Below are 21,694 nucleotides of genomic sequence, written 5' to 3' on the forward strand. Positions count from 1 at the left end.
AGGGCCATTGCGAAGACGAGGAATGACGGACGTCATGGCACCGGGCCGGCGGATCAGGGTCAAAGACCGCCGCGGCACCGGGCGGCGCGGCAGGTGTCCCGCTCGCCCCGAACCAGGGCGTTCACTCAGCCGAGCCGGCCGGGATCGATCGGGACCGGTGCTGCACGCCTGTCGCCGGGTCGGTGACTTTGGCGATCACGGGTGCTGTGCCTTCCGTGTTGTGAGGTGGGCCAGTTCGAGGCGGTCGCGCACCACCCGCAGTGCGGCGTGCGGGTCAGGCTGCGCCGGATGGCGAGGGCGAGCAGAGTGGCCACGCAGCCGAGCAGCGCGCCGATCGCGAGCACCATGTCTCCGTCCGTCGTGGTGGTGTTGGCGGCGCGGAAGACGCCGGCGGCGGCATCTGCGCTCGTGTCGTATCTGAGGTCCTCGGGTGCCTCGTGGACCTTGCGGTTCGCGGTGGTGGCAACTCACCACCGGGACGGGCTCACAGCCTCGGTGCCGACCGGTTGGGGCCGGCGCTTGCTGCGCCCTGGCGGGTCGTACCCCAGGCAACGCCAAGGTCTGGGTGGTGCGCGCCGTGCATTGTCCGGCGCTCTCCTTCCGAAGTGGACACGCGTCAGAGCGTGGCCCCCTGCATGAACTCCCGGCCTCCGGCGATGGACGCGAGCACTGCACCGAAGGTCCGAGGGAGCCGACCTCAGCAGGTCGAGGCCATCTCGACTGCGAGGCACGGCAGTTCCTTGCACCAGGCTGCGCCCTGCTTTCGCAGAGCCCTCCGGATCAACTCTGTTGATCCTCAAGCGCCAGACGGGCCCACAGGCACTCTGCGCAACCGAGTCCCGCTCTGTGCAGCCTCTGCAACCCCTATCGCGCGACATTCCGACTCATCACAGACCATCATTGAATGGCCACTCGAATGAGATACCCTCAGAGACCAGTGGATCCAATCAGACTGGTCGGCAACAGGGGATGCGAGGCGAGACGAGATGAGGGCCTGGAGGACGAGGAAGGTTGGACTCTCCACTGCGGCGCTGACTGCGGGCGTTGTGCTCGTTGGGTGCTCCGGCGGCAACGGCGGAACGGCCAAGGAGACACTGCCGTCGCCTGCATCAAGCCCGGCGGCGAGCACAGCCAAGGTCGCCGACACGGCTCTCGGCAAGGCGCTGGACAAGCTCGCCTTCCAAGGCGCCGGAAGCTCCGGAAAGAACAGCGGAGCTTGCCTGGGTAGCGCGGTGCGGAAGGCGGGAATGTCGGAGAAGGCGCTGGCCTACATCATCAAGGCCGACAGCGACGACATCGGCACGGTCATCGGCGGACTGAACAAGGTGAGCGAGGACGACGCCGCACTCCTGGCCTCGCGGTCGCTGCGCGAGGACTTCGACGGATGCGTCAGCGAGGCCGTACTTCCGAACAGCGGTAGCCCCAAGCCCCAGAGCTACGCGCCGCCGGAGGCAGCCGCGAAGCCAGTGGCGGGCAAGCCGAACCTGAAGCCTGCCTACCCAGTCCGCGCGGATCAGCCAGTCAGCTCTTCCATCGAGCTCACCAAGGGCCTGGTCTCGATGTTCTCCTCCTACGCCCGTGACGAGAGCCAGAAGAAGACCTACGCGGCGGCCGGCCCGTGCCTGTCGACCTTGGTGTACAAGGCGGGCTTCAGCCAGGAGGCGCTGCACTTCTTCGCCGGCGGTGCGCCGCTCGGCACCGGGTCAATCGTCGAACACCTGCCGAACGACAAAGACAAGGCGATCTGGCAGTCCCCGAGGTTCACCCAGGAGCTTGTCGACTGCACGGCGAACGCGACGCCGACTCCCCTGTCCGAGCCCTGAGCGGGCGCTCATCGGACTGGACCACCTGCTGCGGCAGTGCCTGGCAAGGGGTCCGACTGGGCGCGTCTTCGACTCTGCCGATGCTCGACAGGCAGGAAACACGAAGAGTGGCAGATGTCTTATCCACCAGCGCCGACAAGGCGACTTCACGGATTGGCGAGGGAAGGTATGGAGAAGCCGCAGATGACTGCCGTACCCGAGTTGGACAAGGCGACGCCTCCTGTGCGCGGCGCGAAGAGAAGGCTGTCGGGCGGGACACAGAGCAGCAGCGGTGGCCGCCAGGGCATGTTCGTCCGGCTGAGTTCGGACGAGAAGCAGCGCGCGGAGTACTGGGCCGACAAGCGCGGGTTCTCCTCGGTGAGCGAGTACGTGGCCGAGGCGGTGGTCGAGAAGATCCGGCGCGAGAACCTCGACTATGACCTGCCGACCCTGGAGATCGCGCGGCTCAATGAGCTCGTCGATCAGGTCGCGGCGCTGGCGAAGAACTCGGCGAACCTCGAACGCGTCGTCACCACGGGCTTCGACTCGCTGATCGGGCTCACCCGCGGCGACAACTACCTGCTCGACGAGGAGGACGGTGAGCTCGTATGAGCCGGGACTTCGCAGAGATGCTGGAGGCGGCCACGCCCACCGACGAGGTGATGGATGTGGACACGTCCTTCCTCGACGCCTACCGGCGTGGTGGGAGCGAGGAGTTGAAGCGCGTCCAGGCTCAGGCCGCACGGCGTGGGCCTGCGGCGGCAACACCCGAGCCGGAGGTGCGGTTCGATGAGACCGGCGACATCGACTCTCAACTCGGGGTTGAAGGTCCGCGGGCTGATCTCGACGGGGAAGCCGGAACGGATCGCCCGAACCTGGAGCAGGACCGCGAGCCCGATGTCGGCAACTCCGAACGCGCCGGCAGATCCCATCAGCGCGGTGGCGCCGGCGGCGGGCAGAACACCGCTAACGGGGTGCTCCCTGGCGGTGTGCCGGCGGGCCCTGCGGCCGACGACGTCGCCCCACCGGACGAACCCGAGCAGGTGGGGCCCGGATCGCTGCAGTTCACCGGTGATCGGCGCGCCGCGCAGAGCGCGCCCTCGAAGAGGGGCTCGGGCAGTACAGCCGGGACCGCCACGCTCCCCCAGTCGGGCTTCCGGCTCGTCGGCGTGCAGAGCCAGCCGCACATCAAGGCGCTGCCCGAGAGCGTCATGAATGCGCTGCGGGAGCAGCTGCGAGCAGCCGCGGTCCGTGAGCTGGGCGTGAGCGACAGCGCCGCTCGGGAGTTCAGCCGGCGGCTGAGCCAGGGCACGCTGGTGATGGCGTTCCTGTTGGCACAGCTCGACCTGCGCCTTGATGCCGATCCTGCCACCGAGCGCGCCGTGGAGCTGTTCCGCTCCCGCGATCCGCTGCTGGGCAGCGTGTTGACACGGTTGATGAGCATCGAGGCTGTCGAACGCGAGCGGGACGGGTTGTTGCGCAAGCTGCGCGACGAGCTGGGCGAGGTGCGCCAGACCAGCGCGGTGATCGAGCAGGCGCTCGCATACTCCATCGCCGACCGCACGGAGAACTTCCTGCGGGGCTCGCACAACCTTCATGACGCGCCGATCACCCACAAGGAGGCGATCCATCTCCGGGACATGGCCCGTGAGGCGACCAGGAAGCAGTCGAGGCTCGAACGCGAGCGGGAAGGGCGGCCGATCCGATGAGGAGCAAGGAGAAGCTCTTTTCCGTCCGTCAGCGCGGCAGGGCGTGGGGTTGTCGGGTCTCTGTGTCCAGGACCCGGGTGTGCGGGCATGGCCGCGCCGGCCTCGCGCCCCGAGGACGCGCCGCGCCTCACCGGCAGCCTCGTTCCACGCACGTGAAGCCCCGGGGCGCGCACGGTCCGAACCGTCCGGGTCTGAAGGTGCCCTCGTCGCTGGACGAAGTCGAGCGCAAGTACGGCAAGGCCGGGCTGGGCCCCAGCGACCAGGCGAAGTACCCGCTGCCGACCGAGAAGGGCCGGAAGCTCAGGCCGGCGCAGGCCGGCGAAATGAGCTCGCCACGATGACGAAGAACGCCTCGTCCATGCGCGCCGAACTGGGCCTGGAAGACCAGGTCGGCGCCGCCCGCGCCGAGGGCGTGTGGCAGGCCGCTCCAGGTGGCCCGCAGAGGGTCGCGTTTAAGAAGGTCTGGTCGGGCCACGAGTTCAGCGATGACGAGGTGGCAAAGCTGCTCGCGGGCGAAACGATCTCGTTCGAGGCGAGGCCGAAGGAGAACAAGCCCTTCCCGGCCACCGGTGCGCTCGGCGTCGGCAACTTCAGGGGTCGCAAGTTCGTCGGGTTCCAGCTGGAGGTCCCGGACAAGCCGACGAAGTGGTCTGGCCGGACGTTCACGCCGGCGGAGGTCGCGGCGCTCCTGGCGGGCCAAGCGCTGGAAATCGACGACTTCGTCAGCGCGCGGACGCGCAAGACCTTCGGTTGCAAGGTCACCTGGGACGCGAAGGCCAGGAAGATCATCCCTGATTTCGGCTCCGACGACGAGCCACCTCGGTCCTGGTGCCAGGTGATCTTCACCGATGCGCAGCGCAAGGACCTGGCGGCCGGTAAGACCATCCAGGGCACGGGTTTCGTCTCGGCCAAGGGCAAGACCTTCGACGCCCGCATCTCCTGGAAGGAACAGGGCGGCAAGAAGAAGATCGTCCCGTCGTTCGGTTGATGGCGGCCGGGTAGTGACGAGTGGGAGCGGGTCCCGGACCTCGGGGCCCGCTGCTGCCGTTTCACGACAGGAACGAGGATGCCGATGGGAGCGATGCGCGACATCGCTCAGCCGGGCCACCGGGTGGCCTGATCGGCGATGCACACGGCGACGCCGGCGACGCCATGATCTTGCGCGCCGCAGTGGTGGCGCCGGCGTCCGACCCGGTCCGGTCCGGTCCGGTCCGGTCCGGTCCGGTCCACGACTGATATGTCAACCGCTCAAGCGACACTCGATGGCTCTGATCCGCTAGTCAGCCTCGCCTCACGCCGCCATCCGAGTCCCTTTCACTCTCGTTTCGAATGACTTATCTAAGATAGGATGCCATCCGCGCGCCTCACATATGAAGGCTTCTCGACAGGTCGAGCAATGGCCATTGCGGTGGCAGGGGGATGGGAGATTCATGGCGAAACTGTCCTACAAGGTGCCAAGTTCGCTGAACAGGAGCTTTCTGGATCACGAGATCACGCTCAGCAAGGGCGGCTGGGCGGCGAAGCCCTCCCCGATCAAGCAACTGCTCTTCTTCGGTGGCGGCATCCTCGCCCTGCTGTGGTTCAGCACGTCGACGTTCGTCGCGAGCTCGGGCCCAGTCGCCATCACGTTCTTCGTTCTCTGGGGACTGGCGGCGATCGCCTACTTCGGCGGGCTGATGAAGACGAAGGAACTGCGCATCATGCGGGTGCCGGCCTTCCTTGCCTACCTGCCCCGCACGGCCCGCCACGTCTTCACCCGTCGCAGCTCGAACCCCACGGACTTCTACTCGATCGTCGGCATCGACGGGATCGACGAGGACGGGCTGATCCGTTTCTCCGACGGCGGCGAAGGCCGGGTCTACCTGGTCGTCGGCTCAGCGAGCTATCTGCTCTTCGACGAGGACCGGATCGGGATCCTCGACCGGGTCGACTCCTTCTGGCGCAAAGTCGAGACGACCTGCGAGCACAGCTTCATCACGACGAAGGAGCCGCAGCGGATCTACCACCAGGTGGCGAACCTGGAGCGGCGCAACCAGGCCCTTCAGCTCCGTGACCCCGATCTGATCGAGCTGCAGAACGAGCAGTACGACATCCTCACGCAGCACGTGGGCGGCAAGTTCCCCTCGATCCACCAGTACCTGCTGCTCAAGGGCAAGAACACCGACGCACTGCGCAAGGGACACCAGGTCCTCCAGGCCGAGGTCGGCGGCTCCACTCTCATGATCAAGGAAGCCACGATGCTCGACCGCGAGGAGGTCGAGCCGATGCTGCGGGTCTTCTACCAGGGCATCGACGACGAACTGCTCGACCTCAAGACGTCGCTGAACTGACAGCGCCAGGCCGACCCACACGACGAGGAACGAACGAAGGACACCATGGCGCTGATGACGAAAGTCCGGGCACAGCTCGGCGTCCCGGGAAAGAAGCCTGACGAGACGCATGAGAGCGGGGAGCTTCTGGTCGGTGATCAGCCCGCGGACGACGCTGCTCAGGCTGAGGGCGCGCAGACCACTGCGGCAGCTCACGGCGTGGCCGACGAAGCCGCCGAGCCGAAGAAGAACTGGTGGCAGCGCCGCCGGGAGGTGAAGCACCTCCAGGGCACATTCGACGCCTATCCGCATCTGCTCGCGCTGAAGCCGAAGGAGAAGTACGTCTTCCGCTCCGACTACTTCGAGGTCGACGGCTCGGTCGCCTGCATCCTGGCGTACTTCCACGACGACGCCGCGCACGACAACTTCGCCGCCTTCTGGGGCATCGACCGGATCCCGGACGGCCTGGACGAGCGGGTCACCGCGGTCGTGCTCGAGCAGGTCAAGCGGATGGACGACAAGTGGATCGACTCATATACGAAACAGTCCGAGAAGCTGGAACGGCTCGATGCCAACGAGCAGGAGGAGACGGGCACGACCTCCTCCAGGCGCAAGGCCGCGAAGATCTCCGGTGACCTCGGGGTCACGATCGGAGAGCTCCAAGACGGCGCGAGCTACCTCTCGGTGCACAACCGGCTCTTTCTCAAGGCCCCGGATCTGGCGACCCTGGACGACACGATCGACCGGGTCACGCGCCTGTACATCGACCGCTTCGGCACGCTGAAGGCTGCGCCCTACGCCGGCGAGCAGCGCCAGGAGCTCTCGGGCCTGTGGAAGAACAACGAGAAGAAGAAGGGCAAGGGCTTCCACTTCACCTCGACCGAGCTGGCCGGCTCGTACTCACTGGTGACCAACGGCCTCAACGACAAGGGCGGCGAGTACGTCGGCTACATGGTCGGCGACGTCAACAACAGCGCCGTGCTCATGGACGTGAACGCCTACGCCCACCACGTGATCGTCGCCGACGCCACCCTCAGCGAGTACCTCGACCGCCAGCGGGTGGCCAACATGTGGTGCTCGAAGATCTCGCAAGCGACGCTCCTGAACAACGGCCAGGTCGTCCACCTCGTCCTTGACGGGGCGAACCTCGACAAGCTCGGCCCGAGGTTCGAGCGGCTCACCTCGCGCGTGGACCTGAACCAGGGCGACGTGAACATGTTCGAAATGTTCGGCGAGGAGGAGGACGAGCTGACGGTCTTCTCCGCTCAGATGGAGAAGCTCAAGCTGATGTTCGAGCAGCTCTACGAGAGCACCGACGGTGCCGTTGGCTCGATCATCCGCAGTGCCCTCGAAGACACGGCCACGGACTTCTACATCGAGCAGGGCATGTGGCGGCACAACGCCAAGGAGCAGCGCAACCGCCTGCGCGTGGTGAACATCCCGCACACCCAGGTGCCGCGTCTTCAGATGTTCGTCTCCTACCTGGCGACCGCGCACAAGGCGCTGTTGAACTCCAGCAAGACCGACCCGGACCAGCTGCGCGCCTACAACGTGCTCAGAGGCATCGCCAACGCGATGCTGAGCACCAATGGCGACCTGTTCAACAACCACACGGCCTCGGCCGTGGACGGGGTCCGGGATTCGCGGCGCGTGGTCTACGACTTCTCGCGGCTCATGCGCCGCGGCAAGGGCGTGGCGATGGCGCAGCTGGTGAACATCGTCGGCTTCGCCGTCGGCAAGCTGGGAATCGGCGACACAGTGATCATCCACGGCACCGAGCACATCGACGACCGGGTGAAGAAGTACCTCAAGGACCAGTTCGACCACATGCACGAACGCGGCGGCCGGGTGGTCTACAGCTACAACGACGTCGACAAGATGCTGGCCGACAGCGACTTCAACAAGTTCGACGCTGCGGACTACACGCTCTTCGGCCCGATGCGCGACAAAACGGTGGCGGAGTACCAGAAGCAGTTGCACCAGCGGATCCCGCCGGATCTCGCCCGACTCATCACGACCAAGGACGAGAACCTCACGTACCTGCGCCGGGGCGTCTCCAACGTGGTCTTCCACCTGGATTTGGCACTGGGCATCAACCCCTACCGCGAGGCCCAACGCAGGCAGGTCCGAATGGAGGCGGCCAAGGCCGAAGAGACGGCGCGGATGGACTCGATCATGCACGACAAGCCGACGCCGGGCGCGAACCTCACCAGCATCCGGAAGCACAGCGAGGGCGACGGCGGTGGGGCCGACGCGGGCCAGGCTGACGCGATCAAGCGCAGCGACGGCAAGAGCCTGCAGCGGCCCGTGGACAAGGCAAGGCGACCGGCAACAAGGCCCAGGCCCAAGAAGCTGGAAAAGACATGAGCGAGGTCGGCACTGATACGAGGACGAGGAGCAGGGGAGAGAGCATGAACCGGACGATCACGGCGGTGGCGAGGCTGCGTGCCCGGGCCGGCCACAGCGTGGGTGCGGTCCGCCCGGGCAGGCCCGCGCGCGGGCTCGCCCTCATGCTCCTGGCGGCGCTGCTCGTGCCGGTCTTCATGATGGCGACGTCTTCGCCGGCGTCCGCGGACGACAAGAAGGAGCGCGACAACTACAGCCTCTACCAGCTGGCCTCGAACGCGAGCTCGTACTTCAGCGAGAAGAACTCGCCGCAGAACGACAAGGGCATGCACGAGAACTGGAAGCCGGTCACGTCCAGCCCGGCATCGGGCGGTTCCATTCTCGGCTACGCGGACCCTGAGTTCAGCCTGGGCAACATCGTGGGCTGGTTCTTCGCCGAGGTGTCGGGGTCCTCGCAGACCGTCACCTACGAGACCCTGGCCGCGAAGGACGACAAGGGCAACGCCAAGTACGCGGGCATGCTCGACTACGCGCACTTCGGGGCGGCCAACAACGACCTTGGCCTGGACACGATGTCCTCGGGCATCGGCGGCCAGATCGTGAGCGTGATCGGGGGGTCGATCATCTGGGTCCTCTACGCCCTGGCGCTGGCGGTCGGCACGCTGTTCTACGTCATCATCCAGTTCCTGAAGCTCATCAACCCCTTCCTGTGGTTCTACAACGCGGTCGCGGCGGTGAATCCGACTTTCGCCGAAGGTATGACGGGAGGCGATACCGGAGGCGGCGCCCTCTCGGGTCTGCAGCACTGGATCAGCGGCTGGTACGGCTTGCTCGTCGACATCTCGTGGCAGGCGCTCGTGCCGATCTTCATCGGCTTCCTGCTCATCGGCCTGGTCATGTTCAAGAAGATGGACCGAGGCTCGGCGGTCAAGAAGCTCGTCGTGCGCGTCGTCTTCATCGGCGTCGGCCTGCCGCTCGTCGGGTCGATGTACTCCGGCGTGCTCGGAAAGTTCGACGACTCCGTTCTCGGTCAACACGCCGGCCCGACGCGCGTCGTGCTGAGCACGTACGTCGACTTCGAGGCGTGGATGATGAACGACCGCCTGGGGATTCCGGACCAGGCCACTGTTTCCTGGGACGATGACCAGGCCAGCCCGGACGCGATGATGTCCGTGCGCACGAGTGCGCTGGCGATCAACAAGCAGTCCCACGGGGCGACGTTCAACGGCATCAACATCGGGACGAAGGCCAAAGACGCCGAGTCGGCTTGGAAGGACGGCACCGTCTCCGTCAACGGAGGCCGTGCCTCGGACGACTTCAAAGCGGTGTTCTCGACCTTCGGGATCATCGGCAAGTACATCGCGAGCAACGAGATCGCAGCCTCCGACTTCGAGTCGGGGATCAAGACCTCGATCACGCAACTGGACGAGAGCTCGGATACCAAGAAGCGCTGGTTCGTCGACAAGTCAAGCTACGGCGACGTGAAGGAGTTCGGTGAGGAAAAGGGGCCGAAGCCGGTCGACCACCCGGTGATCTCGACCGACGGCACGGGCTTGACCTCCTCTCGTCCCGGTAAGGATTCGACGGTCTTCACCACGACGGGGACGAAGAGTGGCTGTGGCTTCACGGTGGGCAAGACACCCTCCTCGTGCAACCTGTCTCCCCTGGCGGCGTACAACTACCTCAACACCGGGTTCAACCCCGGCTCACTGGCCATGTACTCATCGAACAACGCCACCAGCGGGTTCACCCGCGAGAACCACATGGCCGTCAGCCAGGTGGGCACGGGGCCGGCGAAGTTCATGTACTGGAGCAACGCGGCCACGGTCCTGGGCTCCATCGTCCTGCTCGGCTTCTGGTACGCCATCGGCATGCTGGCCGGGGCGATCAAGCGGACCTTCGGCCTGGTGGCCGCCGTACCGTTCGCGACGCTGGGCGCCCTGCAGGCGATCGCCAAAGTGATCGTGTACTCCACGGCGATGATCATGGAAGTCCTCGTCACGCTGTTCGTCTACCAGTTCGTCTCGGAGTTCCTGATCTCGGTCCCGGACATCATGGCCGGCCCCGTGTCGAGCTTCATGAGCCCGGGTGGCTTGTGGGGCAGCCCCGCGCTCGGCGGGATCATCGTGGTGGTCCTGACCCTGATCTCCTCGCTGGTGATCATGGGCATCACCTTCGCCCTGCTACGGGTGCGCAAGACCGTGCTGCAGGCGATGGACGAGGTGGTCACCAAGCTCGTGGACAAGTTCCTCGAGACGAACAGCACGCCGAAGCCGGACAAGGGTGGGCTGATGCCTGCTCTGGCCTCGGGTGCGGGGGCCGGCGCGGGTATGGCCATGGGGAACAAGCTCGCCAACGGGTTCGACAGCAAGACCAGCGGTCCGGCGTCCCCGCGCGGGGGCAAGCCCACGGGCAAGACGGCGTCGACGAACGCCGGCGGCACGAACGGTGGCACCGGGGAGTTGACGTCCGGTAAGCAGCAGCTGACCCTCGAGGGTGGCGGGCAGGATGGTCCGGATGGACCGGACAGTCCGGCGCTGGATGGCGGTCCTGGTGGTAGTGGCTCCGACGGCGGCAGTGACGGCGTCAAGGCTCTGCCGGGCGGCATCGGTCCCGCCGGTGGTCTGGGCACGCCCGGTCGCGACGGACAGGCCGACAAGGGTGGTCCGCTGCAGCTGACGAGTGGCGGAGCGGGCAGCTCGCGCTCGGACAAGCAGACGGCGCAGGGTCTGAGCAACCAGGGTGGCCTGTCGAACCTCGGGTACACCGCGGACGGCCACAAGGTCATCCGCGGTGAGGTACTTTCCTCGTCGACGGAGCCGTCGAGTTCTCGTGGTGGTGCTCAGGGCGAGAGCGGCGCCAACGGCGCCGGTTCTGTCCCGACCAGCGGAGACCGTACGGCCGTCGCCGGTCAGACGGTACCGACGCAGTTCGGCGCGGGCTCCCAGGGGGCGCAGAGCCGACAGGACGGCAACCAGCAGGCTGCACCGCAGCGCTTCAGCGGCGACGCCGTGCCTGCCCCGGCTCCGGCTCCGGCTTCGGCTCCGGCTCCGGCTCCGACGCAGCCGGGTGCGCCGAGCGCGCGTCCGACGCAGTTCGGCGCGGGTTCCCAGGGTGCGCAGAGCCAACAGGACGGCAACCAGCAGGCTGCACCGCAGCGCTTCAGCGGCGACGCCGTGCCTGCCCCGGCTCCGGCTCCTGCTCCGACGCAGCCGGGTGCGCCGAGCGCGCGTCCCACGCGCTCCGCTCAGAGCACCCCTGCCCCGGCTCAGGCCCAGACCCCCGTCCGGCCGCCGGCACGGCAGGAGCAGGCCGAGGCGCAGACGAAGAGTGACCGGCCGCTGCCCGTGAACGGCGCCCGCCGCGACGGCTCCTCGGCTCCGAGGCAGCCGGGGGCCGGTGCTCCGGCTGTGGGTCGGGCTCCGGCTGCGCCTGGTGCGCGGACTCCGGGTCGGACGCAGGCAGCGCGTCAGCCGGGTTCGATCCAGACGTCGACGCCGCGCCAGACGCCTGCCCCGGCGGGGCGTCCTCCGCGGCCGTCGGCCCCTGCACCGGCTCCTTCGCCGCGGCAGGCTCCGGTTCCGCGTCCGCGCCGGACGGCCGATCCGGCCCCCCAGAGCGTGGAGACCCCGGAGCCGCAGCAGCGGCCGGCCGTTGGCCCCCGCCGAGGCCGGCGCGAGGAGGACTGATCCTCCGATCGAGGGCGAGCGTGGAGGCCTGACGCACCCGGTGAGAACGATCAACCTCACCGGGTGCGTCGTCCCTACCGGGCGCCGCAGCTTCAGGAGGAGACGTCAGAGGCTTGACCAGCCGAGGAAGGACAGAACCCCGTGGACGCGATGCCACGGGGTTCTGTGCTGCTTCGCCGGCCAGGCGGGACGTCGACGCTACTTGGCGCACTTGGTCTTGAAGCCGTCCAACAGGGTCTTGCCGGCATCGGAGTCGTCACGCACGTACACGCTCCCGCCGATGCTGATCGAGGTGTTGCTGGTCGAGATTGACTCGCTGCCGGTCCGCTTGTTGCGGCTGTCGTCTCCGGCGACCGTCCAGATGATCTGGGTCTGATCCTTGCTGAACTCGCCGGCGCTGGTCACGCCCGGCTTCTCGTAGACACCATCGCAGGTGTACTCATGATGCGAGACGCTGTTGCCCTTGACGACCAGCTGGCCGAGGTCGGACGTGCCGTTGACGTCCTTGACGTAGTAGGTGCCGTCGAGCTTGCCGGCGCTGTCGCTGCTTCCGCCGCAGGCGGTGAGTATGAGTGAACCCGCGGCCAGGGCCGCGACGGACACGGCGATCCTGGCCCGCGTCCTACGTGCAGTCCTGGTGATCCTCATGGCGTTTCCCTTCGTTCGTTATGGCAGTCGATTCGAGACGGACAGGCCAGTCAAAATAACCTATGGATAGGGGACTTTGGCGGACCAGGACCGTTTGTCAGGTGCCTTCTCGGAGGTTGTCGAGCCGATGCCCCGTCAGCGCCATTGCGGCCTGGGCCTGATGGGGCGCGTGTTCGCCGTCCTGGATGCGCCACTGCAGACGCTGCACCGGCGGGGCGTCTGCCGACGACGAGTACCTGTTCCAGCTGAGTTCGTGTTGGCATGCAGCCCGCCGCCCATGGCCGGGTCACCGGCTCCGCGCACCGGGGCCGCTCGCGATGAGCGCCCACCACCACGTCCAGTCCCCCGCCACGACGCGGGACGACGACGCCGACCTCGCGCGACGGGACGACGACGGCGCCCCGACCGCGCACCCCGTTCCTCCCCGGACGCGCGGCTGCGCGTGGGAGCCGAACTCGGCGATCGGCTGGTCGCCCTCTCCGGCCGCCTCAACATGCGCGCGGCCCTCGCCCGGGACGCTCAACGCGCGGCCGGGTCGGTCCCCACCGCGGAACCGTTCACCCCCACCCGCCGCCGGAACTCCCCCACCCCACCGCTGCGCGTGGGTATCGCCGTCGACGTCTCCGGCTCCATGCGTGCCGCCTGCGCGCCCGTCACGTCCGCTGCCCGGATCGTGGCACGCGCAGACGCCGGCGTCCCGCTGCACGTGCTACGCACGATCGCCGGACACGGCTCACTGACCACCACCCAGCGCTACCTGCACCCCGACGCTGACCAGATCACAGCAGCTGGTGCCGCACTCCCTGCGCACCTCATGGTGCTCCGCGCACCTCGTTCACTGCCACTCACGGCGATGGCCGCCGTCTGACCCGTTGAGACCGGCTTGGTCCCCAGCTGGTCCCCAAAAACGATCTTGAGGCCGTATCGGATGCTTCCGATACGGCCTCTGACCTGCGTATTCGCAAGTCGGGACGACAGGATTTGAACCTGCGACCCCTTGACCCCCAGTCAAGTGCGCTACCAAGCTGCGCCACGTCCCGTTGTGCTTCCGGCCTGGGCTTTTTCCCGTCCCGGCGGCACATGCAGAACATTACCGCACGTTGAGGGGTGTGTATGCACGGGTATCCGGGGCGGGGCAGGATGGCGGGGTGAGCGGACGGGATCGGGATGCCGAGGGGCGGGCGCGCAGTGCGCGGCCGCGGGACGGGCTGGGGCGGCCGCTGCCCTACGGGGAGCCGGGGGTGGCGCGGCAGCCCGAGGGGGTGGTGCGGACGCCGGCGGAGACGGTGGCGGAGGCGCAGCGGCTGCTGGACGCCGGGATGCCCTTCCACGCGCACGAGGTGTTCGAGGACGCCTGGAAGTCGGGGCCCGAGGCGGCGGCCCCGCTGTGGCGCGGGCTCGCGCAGCTGGCCGTCGGGCTCACGCACGCCGCCCGCGGGAACGCGGTCGGCGGGGCGCGGCTGCTGCGGCGCGGGGCCGAGGGGCTGGCAGGGCCAGGCGCGGCCGGTCCCGCGTACGGGATCGACGTGCCGGGACTGGTGCGCTGGGCGCGGGAGCTGGCGCTGCGGGTGGAGGGCGGTCAGGCGGTCGACGCGGCCGCCGAGGCGCCCCGGATCCTCCCCGGCGACGAGCCGCCCGCCGGGGAGGGCGGGTAGGTCAGCCGGCGGCCGGGGCCGGCTGGAGCAGGTCCCAGCGGTTGCCGTAGAGGTCCTCGAAGACGGCGACGGAGCCGTACGGTTCGTGGCGCGGCTCCTCCAGGAAGCGGACGCCCTCGGCGGTCATCCTGGCGTGGTCGCGGGCGAAGTCGTCCGTGTGGAGGAAGAAGCCGACGCGGCCGCCCGTCTGGTCGCCGACCCGGGCGCGCTGGGCGTCGTCCTTGGCCCGGGCCAGCAGCAGCGCGGACTCGGTGGCGCCGGGCGGGCGCACCACGACCCAGCGGGAGCCGTCCGGGCGCGGGGTGTCCTCGACGAGGGTGAAGCCGAGGGCGCGGGTGTAGAAGTCGACGGCCTCGTCGTAGTCGTGGACGACGAGGGCGGTCAGGGCGATGTGGGATGACATGCCGCTATTGTGCGCCGAGGAGCACGACCTCCAGGGTGCGGGGTCCGTGTACGCCTTCCACCCGGTCCAGTTCGATGTCGCTGGTGGCGGAGGGGCCGGAGATCCAGGTCAGCGGGCGGGTGGGGTCGAGGCGTTCCAGGGCCTGCGGGACGGAGTCCACGACCTGGTCGGGGACGCGGACCACGCAGATGTGGTGGTCCGGGACCAGGGTGGTCCTGCGCCGGCCCTGGTCGGGGCCGCCGTCGAGGACGATGGTGCCGGTCTCGGCGATGGCCAGGGCGCAGCCGGTGACCACGCTGTCGACGCGGTCCAGTTCCCCCGGGGTGCAGGCCGCGCGGTCGTGGACGCGGGTCGCGTCGGCGGCCGAGAGCCAGTGCGGGGGCAGCGCGGGCGGTACGAGGACCGTGAGGGACCCGCGCCCGGCGAGCAGCCGCATCAGCAGCAGCGGCAGGCCCTCCTCGTCGGTGCGGTGGACCTTCGCCCGGTACTCCGCGAGGTGGGCGGCCAGCAGGTCGGCGGTCTCGGCGGGGGTGCGCCGGCCGTGGGCGCGGAGGTAGTCCCGCGGCACGGCCCCGGCCGCGGGGGGCGGGCTGCCGTCCGGGGTCTGCAGGGCCCGGCGGATGCGGGCCAGGATGACGTGCTTGCTGCTCATGCGCGGCCTCCCCGCTCTCGGGCCCACCAGTCGCGGAACGGCCGCTCCGGCAGGTGGGGCAGCTCGCGGGTGTCGGTCCAGGCCCGTCCCGGACCGGGCAGACGGCGCGGCCGGAGCCGGCGGGCCCGGGCCAGCAGCCGCTCCCCCGCCCGCAGCGCGCCCGGGCGGTCCAGCAGCAGGCGGGCGGCGCGCATCGCGGCCCGCTCGGCGGCGTGGCCGCGGGCGGGCCGGATCACCGTGCGCAGGCCCCCGCGGGTCACGGGCCCCCCCTGGGCGACGCGTTCGCGCAGGTGGACCAGGATCTCGGGGATGTCGATGGCGACGGGGCACACCTCGTAGCAGGCGCCGCACAGGGTGGAGGCGTACGGCAGCGAGGCGTCGAGGGGGCTGTCGGTGCCGCGCAGTTGGGGGCCGAGGACGGCGCCGATGGGGCCGGGGTAGACGGAGCCGTAGGCATGGCCGCCGGCGCGCTCGTAGACGGGGCAGACGTTCAGGCAGGCGGAGCAGCGGATGCAGCGCAGCGCCTGGCGGCCCGCCTCGTCGGCGAGGGTGTCGGTGCGGCCGTTGTCGAGGAGCACGAGGTGGAAGGCGGAGGGGCCGTCGCCGTCCGCGGTGCCGGTCCACATGGTGGTGTACGGGTTCATCCGCTCGGCGGTGGAGGAGCGCGGCAGGGTCTGGAGGAAGATCTCCAGGTCGCGGAAGGTCGGCACGACCTTCTCGATCCCGACGACGGAGATGAGGGTCTCGGGGAGGGTCAGGCACATCCGGCCGTTGCCCTCGGACTCGAAGACGACCAGGGTGCCGGTCTCGGCGACCATGAAGTTGGCGCCGGAGACGGCCACCTTGGCGCGCAGGAACTTCTCGCGCAGGTGGAGGCGGGCGGCCTCGGCCAGCTCGCACGGGTCGTCGCCGAGCCCGTCGGGGGCGGGGCGGCCCCAGCGGCCCATCTCCCGTGCGAAGACGTCCCGGATCTCGCCGCGGTTGCGGTGGATGGCCGGGACCAGGATGTGCGAGGGGCGGTCGTGGGCGAGCTGGACGATGAGCTCGGCCAGGTCGGTCTCGTACGCGGCGATCCCGGCGGCCTCCAGGGCCTCGTTGAGGCCGATCTCCTGGGTGGCCATCGACTTGACCTTGACGACCTCCCGCTCGCCGGTGGCCAGGACGAGGCCGGTGACGATCCGGTTGGCCTCGGCGGCGTCGGCCGCCCAGTGGACGGTGCCCCCGGCGGCGGTCACCGCCTCCTCCAGCTGGAGCAGGTAGTGGTCGAGGTGGCGCAGGGTGTGGTCCTTGACGGCCTTTCCGGCGGCGCGCAGCCGGTCCCAGTCCTCGAGTTCGGCGACGGCGCGGGCCCGTTTGTCCCGGATCGTGTGGGTGGCGTGCCGCAGGTTGGCGCGCAGGACCTCGTCGCGGACCGCCTCGCGGGCGGCGACGGGGAAGGCCGGCATGCCGACGAACGTGCCCGTCCGGCCGGTTCCGCCCGTTGCACCTGTTGCACCTGGTGCACCTGGTGAAGCTGTTGCACCCGTTGCGCCCGTTGCGCGACTTCCCTCCGTGCCGGGCGCCCCGCCCGCCGTTCCCGTCCCGTCCGTCCCGTCCGTCCCGTCCGTCGCGTCCGTCATGCGTACGGTTCCTCCTCCGTCGACGCCAGGATCTCGGCGAGGTGCACGGTCCGCAGGGGCGCGCCGCTGCGGCGCAGGATGCCGCCGAGGTGGGCGAGGCAGGAGTTGTCGGCTCCGCACAGCACTTCCGCGCCCGTGGCCGCCGCGGCGGCGGTCTTGTCGGTGCCCATCGCGGCGGACACGTCGGGGTTCTTCACGGCGAAGGTGCCGCCGAAGCCGCAGCACTCCTCGGCGCCGGGCAGCTCGATCAGATCCAGGCCCTTGACGGCGGCGAGCAGCCGGCGCGGCCGGTCCCCCAGCCCGAGGCCGCGCAGACCGTGGCAGGAGGGGTGGTAGGTGACGGTGTGCGGGAAGTACGCGCCCACGTCGGTCACCCCGAGGACGTCGACCAGGAACTCGGTCAGCTCGTACACCCGCGGGGCCAGGTCCCCGGCCAGCCGGGCCAACTCCGGGCCGCGGCCCTCGCGCTGCGCCAGGGCGCCGATGCGCGGGTAGTGGGCGCGGACCATCGCGGCGCAGGAGCCCGAGGGGGTGACCACGTACCGGTGGCCGGCGAAGGCCTCGGCGGTGCGCCGCAGCAGCGGTTCGCTCTCGCGGCGGTAGCCGGTGTTGTACTGGGGCTGGCCGCAGCAGCTCTGGGCCGCCGGGAAGTCGACCTCGACGCCGAGCCGCTCGAGCAGGCGTACGACGGCGATGCCGGTCCGGGGGTACAGCGCGTCGTTGACGCAGGTGACGAACAGGGCGGCGCGCATGACGGGCAGAATAGCCGGGTGAAGAAGTTCTCAGTGATCGGCATAGGCGCGGGCGACCCGGACCACCTGACCCTTCAGGCGGTCAAGGCGATCGGCGCGGCGGACGCGTTCCTCATCCTGGAGAAGGGGGAGGAGAAGGCGGACCTGACCGGCCTGCGGCGCACGATGCTCGATGCGCACGCCCGCCCCGGCCACCGGCTGGTGGAGGGCCGGGACCCGGACCGGGACCGGAACCCGGACCGGTACGCGCCGACGGTGGACGGCTGGCGCAGCGCGCGGGCGGAGATTTTCGAGCGGTTCATCGCCGAGGACCTGGCGGACGGCGAGACGGGCGCGTTCCTGGTCTGGGGCGACCCTTCGCTGTACGACTCCACCCTCGCGATCCTCGACGAGGTGCTGGAGCGGGGCCGGGTGGCGTTCGAGCACGAGGTCGTGCCCGGCATCAGCAGCATCTCCTCCCTGCTGGCCCGCCACCGCACCACCTTGAACCGGGTCGGGCGGCCGGTCCAGATCACCACCGGCCGGCGCCTGGCCGAGGGCTGGCCGGGCGACGTGGACGACGTGGTGGTGATGCTGGACGCCCGGCACGCCTTCACGGCCCACCTCGACCAGGACCTGTACATCTACTGGGGTGCGTACGTGGGCACCCCGGACGAGATCCTGGTCCAGGGGAAGCTGGCGGAGGTCGCCGGCCGGATCGAGGAGCTCCGCACCGAGGCCCGCGCCCGCAAGGGCTGGATCATGGACACGTACCTGCTCAGGCGCGCCTGAGGTAGGCCGGCAGGACGGCGGCGAGGCGTTCGTACTCCTCGGGGCGGTTGTAGAGCTGCCCGCAGACGCGGATGCCGCCGCCGCCCGGCCAGGGCCAGACGAGCACCCGGATGCGGTGCTCGGCGGCGATCCGCTCGCGCAGGGCGCGGGCGGCGTCCGGGGTTTCGGCGAAGCCGGGGGGCAGCCGCAGCGAGCGCATGGCCAGGCCCTCGGTGTACGGGAGCGGGGTGATGCCGGGGACTTCGGCGAGCAGGGCCGCACCGTGGGCGGCGAGCGCGCTGTTGTGGGCGCGGACCTTGGCGGCGTCGAGCCGGGCGAGGAGGTCCAGGCCCTCGGGGGCGGCGAGCCAGCCGGTGTAGTCGGCGGTGGCGCGGTTCTCGACCGAGCGGGGGAACCCGTGGGCGTCCTCCCAGGAGGGCACCAGGGCCCGTACGCGCCCGCGGTGGCCGGGGGCGACGGCGAGGACGGCGGTGCCGGAGGGGGCGTAGCCCCACTTGTGCAGGTTCCCGAAATAGAAGTCGGCGCCGCCGGCGAGCGGGTCGGCGAGCATGCCGGGGGCGTGCGCGCCGTCGACCACGGTGGTGACGCCGCGCTCCGCGAGGTCGGCGAGCAGCCCGGGCGAGGCGATGAGCCGGGCGGTGGGCGAGCTGATGTGGTCGAGGAGGGCGACCTTCGTACGGGGGGTGAGCGCGGCCAGCACGGCCTGGCGGACCGCGTCCTCGTCCGGGAGGTACGGGTCCAGGCGGACCGTGGTGACGGGGGCCCGGCGGGCGGCGGCCGCGGTGACGGTGCCGTAGCCGTGGTCGGTGACCAGGATCTCGTCGCCGTCGTCGAAGGGGATCGCGGTGAGGGCGAGGTTGGCGCCCTCGGTGGCGTTGGAGACGAAGGCGAGCCCTTCGGGGTCGGCCGTGGCGCGGGGCGTGCCGTGGGGCGTGCCGCCGGGCGCCAGGTGGGCCGCGACCCGGGCCCGGGCCGCGGCGATGCGGTCCGCGGCCCCGACGAAGAAGGCGTCGGGGTCGGCGTGGAGTTCCTCGCGCAGCGCCGCCTGGACCTCCTGGACGGGTACGGGGACGGCGCCGAACGAGCCGTGGTTGAGGTGCGCGATCCGCGGGTCCAGCCGGAACAGGCCGGGCCCGCCCGGGAAGACGGTGGGCGCGGGGCCCGCGGGGGCGGGTGCTGCGCTGTTCGGGTTGCTCGGCTCGTTCGGCTCGGTCACGGGTCCTCCGGGAGGTGTAGGGCGGGTGCGGTCGTCCTCCTCCGGATGATCGGGCGCCGGGTGGCACCCGTGAAGAGCCAATTCCGCCAGGGTGGTCTGCCCCTCGCCCCGCCGGCGCCTGAACCGGGGACCGCCGTCCTCCACCGGCCCGTTGCCCGGGGCTGAAATGCTCCACCCCGGTTGCGGAACCGGCGGCTCAATCGGCGGGGGTGGCGGTGGGGCCCGGGCGGCCGCTGGTGGCGGCGTAGTACTGGAGGTCCTGGACGGCCGGCGTGCGTTCCACCGGGTACGGCAGCTCCGCCGCGGCGCCGGCCCTCCCGTCCCGGACGACCACCGCCGAACTGGTGCCCGCACGCAGCGGCAGCAGCTCAGAGTGCATCCCGGCCGGAGCCTCGTACGCCTGCTCGGCCCGGCCCACCCGGGTGCGTACGGCCGCCGGCGCGGTCAGGAAGCTGAGCACCTCCACCGTGTCGCGCGCGGCGGCGCTGCCCTTGCGCAGGGACATCAGCAGCGGCTGGCCGCCGGCGGGGGCGGCGGCCGCGAACTGAGTGCGGGAGGAGACGTACAGGGTGTCGCGGACGATCACCGGCCAGCTGCCGGTCTTGAACCGGGTGAGGTAGTACGAGGTCAGGTCGAGGTAGGCGTGGCCGTTGTGCAGCGACGGCGCGAACTGGCTGCCCTCGGAGTAGTCGTTCCAGGTGGTCAGCTGGACCCAGTCGGCGCCGTCGTCGATGGCGTGGTTCCATGTTGCGCGCAGGGTCGCGGTGTTGCCGGCCTCGTCGTACACGCCCTGGTTGGGCCGGGCGTCCTGGACGGACACCGGCTGCATCCAGATCCTGCCGGCGGCGTGCGCCCGCTGCGCGTTGCGCGTGGCCCCGTCCTGGCCGGTGTGGCTGCGCGAGCCCCATGCGGAGAGGCCGTGGCTGATCGGCGCGAACCGGGCGTGGTGGGCCTCGAAGTCGAGGAGGGTCGGGACGAGGGCGGTGCGGATGCCGTGCCGGGACTGCATCAGCTCCGCGAACCGGGCCCACCAGCCCGGGTCCTTCGCCTCCGCCTTGAACGGGGAGACGACGAGGCGTCCGTCGCCGAGGCGGTGCGCGGCGGGCGCCCGGCCGAGGGCGGCGACGGCGTCGGCGAGCACGGCCGGGTCGTCGGCGGTCAGGGAGGTCATGTCCGGCATCAGCATGACCCTGAAGCCGGGATCGACGGAACGGGCCGCCTCCATCAGGAGGTTGGCCCGCTGCCAGTGCGGGCCGGACAGCGACAGCAGGTCGAGGGTGAACCCGTCCAGGCCCGCGGCGCGGGCGGTGCGCACCTCCTGGCGGAGGTTGGCGAGCTCCCAGTCGCCCTCCTTGGGCCGGACGGGCAGCGGCCGGTCGCGCAGCAGACCGCCGTAGCTGCGGTGCTTGCCGTTCTCGCCCGCGGGGTCGAGGTAGTGGCGGGTGTAGTAGTCCCCGTCCGCGCTCGCGTTGTCGAGGGAGAGCGGGTACGGGGTGAAGTAGTGGGCGAACACCAGTTTCCGGTCCGGTCCGGCGGCGGCGCGCAGGGCCGCAGGCCCGGGCAGGTCGAACGGCAGCGCCCCGGGCGGCCGTTGGTCGGCGGTGTCGCCGGCGTCCGGGACGGGGGCGGGCGCTGATGAGGACCCGGACGCGGATGCGGATGGGGATGGGGATGGGGAGGCGGACGGGGATGCGGACGCAGGGGCGCCCGTACGGGAGGGGCTGTGGGCGGCGCCGGCGCCCCGCCCGGAGGCGGCGGTGAAGGGGTCCCCGGCGATGCCGGTGGCGGCGCAGACGCCGACGAGGAGGAACACCGCCAGGAGCAGGGTCACCAGGGGCCTGCCGCGGAAGCCGCGGCGGCGGTGCGCTGCGGGGCGGGCCCCGGCGCCCCGGGTGCCGCGCGGCGGGCGCGTCACGGCGCGCCCCTCCCCCGGCCCGTCCGCGGGCCCGCGCCCCGGGCCGTGTCCGCGCCGGTTCGCCTCCGGTCCGCCGTCATGGCCGCCCTCCCCTGCAACTCGCCCCGCGTACCGGGCCGAAGAGCAGTAGAACCGATGAACGGCGGCCGGACAACCGCCGCCGGCCGACGGCGCCGGGCCGCGGCGCGTACGGCGCGCGGCGCAGCGG

At 70.3% G+C, this 21,694-nt stretch carries 18 protein-coding genes, 1 tRNA gene and 1 pseudogene; 11 read left to right on the forward strand and 9 right to left on the reverse strand.

The annotated features are described in order from the left end of the window. Positions 1 to 125 precede the first annotated feature (125 nt). The gene (locus AB0953_RS05180; RefSeq protein ID WP_366858190.1) at positions 126 to 347 is read right to left on the reverse strand and encodes a hypothetical protein; all 222 of its coding nucleotides are present in this window, start codon (positions 345 to 347) and stop codon (positions 126 to 128) included. 639 nt (positions 348 to 986) lie between these two features. Here AB0953_RS05180 and AB0953_RS05185 point away from each other — a divergent pair. From AB0953_RS05185 to AB0953_RS05220, 8 genes are all read left to right on the forward strand, one after another. Beyond that, complete coding sequence (locus AB0953_RS05185) at positions 987 to 1,823, forward strand: hypothetical protein (protein ID WP_366858018.1); 837 nt, start codon at positions 987 to 989, stop codon at positions 1,821 to 1,823. A gap of 183 nt (positions 1,824 to 2,006) precedes the next feature. Continuing rightward, complete coding sequence (locus AB0953_RS05190; protein WP_366858019.1) at positions 2,007 to 2,414, forward strand: hypothetical protein; 408 nt, start codon at positions 2,007 to 2,009, stop codon at positions 2,412 to 2,414. Further along, a complete protein-coding gene (locus AB0953_RS05195) occupies positions 2,411 to 3,511 on the forward strand; it encodes a hypothetical protein (RefSeq protein ID WP_366858020.1) in 1,101 nt (366 codons plus the stop codon). Before AB0953_RS05190 ends, AB0953_RS05195 begins: the two co-directional genes overlap by 4 nt. A 197-nt stretch (positions 3,512 to 3,708) precedes the next feature. Beyond that, positions 3,709 to 3,852 (forward strand): hypothetical protein, encoded by a 144-nt coding sequence (locus AB0953_RS05200; RefSeq protein ID WP_366858021.1) that lies wholly within the window; start codon positions 3,709 to 3,711, stop codon positions 3,850 to 3,852. After that, positions 3,849 to 4,499 carry a hypothetical protein gene (locus AB0953_RS05205; RefSeq protein WP_366858022.1) on the forward strand — a complete coding sequence of 217 codons (651 nt, stop codon included), beginning with the start codon at positions 3,849 to 3,851 and terminating at the stop codon, positions 4,497 to 4,499. The genes AB0953_RS05200 and AB0953_RS05205 overlap by 4 nt, the downstream gene beginning before the upstream one ends. 442 nt (positions 4,500 to 4,941) lie before the next feature. Beyond that, positions 4,942 to 5,841 carry a hypothetical protein gene (locus AB0953_RS05210; protein WP_365504034.1) on the forward strand — a complete coding sequence of 300 codons (900 nt, stop codon included), beginning with the start codon at positions 4,942 to 4,944 and terminating at the stop codon, positions 5,839 to 5,841. Positions 5,842 to 6,039: 198 nt separating this feature from the next. Continuing rightward, positions 6,040 to 8,187 carry a hypothetical protein gene (locus tag AB0953_RS05215; RefSeq protein ID WP_366858023.1) on the forward strand — a complete coding sequence of 716 codons (2,148 nt, stop codon included), beginning with the start codon at positions 6,040 to 6,042 and terminating at the stop codon, positions 8,185 to 8,187. 44 nt (positions 8,188 to 8,231) lie between these two features. Continuing rightward, a complete protein-coding gene (locus AB0953_RS05220) occupies positions 8,232 to 11,855 on the forward strand; it encodes a hypothetical protein (RefSeq protein ID WP_366858024.1) in 3,624 nt (1,207 codons plus the stop codon). 198 nt (positions 11,856 to 12,053) lie between these two features. On the opposite strand, the gene AB0953_RS05225 is transcribed toward AB0953_RS05220, so the two are convergent. Then, positions 12,054 to 12,503: a hypothetical protein gene (locus tag AB0953_RS05225; RefSeq protein ID WP_366858025.1), complete on the reverse strand. Its 450-nt coding sequence runs from the start codon at positions 12,501 to 12,503 to the stop codon at positions 12,054 to 12,056. 481 nt (positions 12,504 to 12,984) lie between these two features. On the opposite strand from AB0953_RS05225, the pseudogene AB0953_RS05230 reads away from it, so the two are divergent. After that, positions 12,985 to 13,188 (forward strand): annotated as a pseudogene (locus AB0953_RS05230) (hypothetical protein); the annotation flags it as partial. Positions 13,189 to 13,469: 281 nt separating this feature from the next. On the opposite strand, the gene AB0953_RS05235 reads toward AB0953_RS05230, so the two are convergent. Then, positions 13,470 to 13,543, reverse strand: a tRNA-Pro gene (locus tag AB0953_RS05235). Positions 13,544 to 13,651: 108 nt separating this feature from the next. Between AB0953_RS05235 and AB0953_RS05240 the strand changes: the two genes are divergently transcribed. Next, positions 13,652 to 14,158 carry a DUF309 domain-containing protein gene (locus AB0953_RS05240; protein WP_366858026.1) on the forward strand — a complete coding sequence of 169 codons (507 nt, stop codon included), beginning with the start codon at positions 13,652 to 13,654 and terminating at the stop codon, positions 14,156 to 14,158. Position 14,159: 1 nt separating this feature from the next. Here the strand turns inward: AB0953_RS05240 and AB0953_RS05245 are convergent, their stop codons facing one another. The 4 genes from AB0953_RS05245 to AB0953_RS05260 form a co-directional block, all read right to left on the reverse strand. Then, complete coding sequence (locus tag AB0953_RS05245; RefSeq protein WP_366858027.1) at positions 14,160 to 14,561, reverse strand: VOC family protein; 402 nt, start codon at positions 14,559 to 14,561, stop codon at positions 14,160 to 14,162. Positions 14,562 to 14,565: 4 nt separating this feature from the next. Further along, on the reverse strand, positions 14,566 to 15,213 hold the full coding sequence (locus tag AB0953_RS05250) for an LUD domain-containing protein (protein ID WP_366858028.1): 648 nt from the start codon (positions 15,211 to 15,213) through the stop codon (positions 14,566 to 14,568). Continuing rightward, the gene (locus AB0953_RS05255; protein WP_366858029.1) at positions 15,210 to 16,658 is read right to left on the reverse strand and encodes a lactate utilization protein B; all 1,449 of its coding nucleotides are present in this window, start codon (positions 16,656 to 16,658) and stop codon (positions 15,210 to 15,212) included. Before AB0953_RS05255 ends, AB0953_RS05250 begins: the two co-directional genes overlap by 4 nt. A gap of 170 nt (positions 16,659 to 16,828) precedes the next feature. Beyond that, positions 16,829 to 17,584: a (Fe-S)-binding protein gene (locus AB0953_RS05260; protein WP_366858030.1), complete on the reverse strand. Its 756-nt coding sequence runs from the start codon at positions 17,582 to 17,584 to the stop codon at positions 16,829 to 16,831. 18 nt (positions 17,585 to 17,602) lie between these two features. On the opposite strand from AB0953_RS05260, the gene cobF reads away from it, so the two are divergent. Next, entirely contained in the window at positions 17,603 to 18,355 is a 753-nt protein-coding gene (cobF, locus tag AB0953_RS05265) for a precorrin-6A synthase (deacetylating) (RefSeq protein ID WP_366858031.1), read from the forward strand. Here the strand turns inward: cobF and AB0953_RS05270 are convergent. Both AB0953_RS05270 and AB0953_RS05275 read right to left on the reverse strand, forming a co-directional pair. Further along, positions 18,342 to 19,571 (reverse strand): aminotransferase class V-fold PLP-dependent enzyme, encoded by a 1,230-nt coding sequence (locus tag AB0953_RS05270; protein WP_366858032.1) that lies wholly within the window; start codon positions 19,569 to 19,571, stop codon positions 18,342 to 18,344. The genes cobF and AB0953_RS05270 overlap by 14 nt on opposite strands. A gap of 196 nt (positions 19,572 to 19,767) precedes the next feature. After that, a complete protein-coding gene (locus AB0953_RS05275) occupies positions 19,768 to 21,486 on the reverse strand; it encodes a glycoside hydrolase family 71 protein (protein WP_366858033.1) in 1,719 nt (572 codons plus the stop codon). Between the last annotated feature and the right edge of the window lie 208 nt (positions 21,487 to 21,694).

Source organism: Streptomyces sp. NPDC046866, assembly GCF_040704625.1.
Taxonomy (GTDB): Bacteria; Actinomycetota; Actinomycetes; order Streptomycetales; family Streptomycetaceae; genus Streptomyces.

Bases quoted from the DNA above. Each gene is read 5' to 3' on its own strand.
- AB0953_RS05250 (WP_366858028.1), bottom strand. From the start codon at position 15,213: ATGAGCAGCAAGCACGTCATCCTGGCCCGCATCCGCCGGGCCCTGCAG.
- AB0953_RS05205 (WP_366858022.1), top strand. From the start codon at position 3,849: ATGACGAAGAACGCCTCGTCCATGCGCGCCGAACTGGGCCTGGAAGAC.
- AB0953_RS05260 (WP_366858030.1), bottom strand. From the start codon at position 17,584: ATGCGCGCCGCCCTGTTCGTCACCTGCGTCAACGACGCGCTGTACCCC.
- AB0953_RS05195 (WP_366858020.1), top strand. From the start codon at position 2,411: ATGAGCCGGGACTTCGCAGAGATGCTGGAGGCGGCCACGCCCACCGAC.
- AB0953_RS05225 (WP_366858025.1), bottom strand. From the start codon at position 12,503: ATGAGGATCACCAGGACTGCACGTAGGACGCGGGCCAGGATCGCCGTG.
- AB0953_RS05245 (WP_366858027.1), bottom strand. From the start codon at position 14,561: ATGTCATCCCACATCGCCCTGACCGCCCTCGTCGTCCACGACTACGAC.
- AB0953_RS05220 (WP_366858024.1), top strand. From the start codon at position 8,232: ATGAACCGGACGATCACGGCGGTGGCGAGGCTGCGTGCCCGGGCCGGC.
- AB0953_RS05180 (WP_366858190.1), bottom strand. From the start codon at position 347: ATGGTGCTCGCGATCGGCGCGCTGCTCGGCTGCGTGGCCACTCTGCTC.
- AB0953_RS05190 (WP_366858019.1), top strand. From the start codon at position 2,007: ATGACTGCCGTACCCGAGTTGGACAAGGCGACGCCTCCTGTGCGCGGC.
- AB0953_RS05210 (WP_365504034.1), top strand. From the start codon at position 4,942: ATGGCGAAACTGTCCTACAAGGTGCCAAGTTCGCTGAACAGGAGCTTT.
- AB0953_RS05185 (WP_366858018.1), top strand. From the start codon at position 987: ATGAGGGCCTGGAGGACGAGGAAGGTTGGACTCTCCACTGCGGCGCTG.
- AB0953_RS05255 (WP_366858029.1), bottom strand. From the start codon at position 16,658: ATGCCGGCCTTCCCCGTCGCCGCCCGCGAGGCGGTCCGCGACGAGGTC.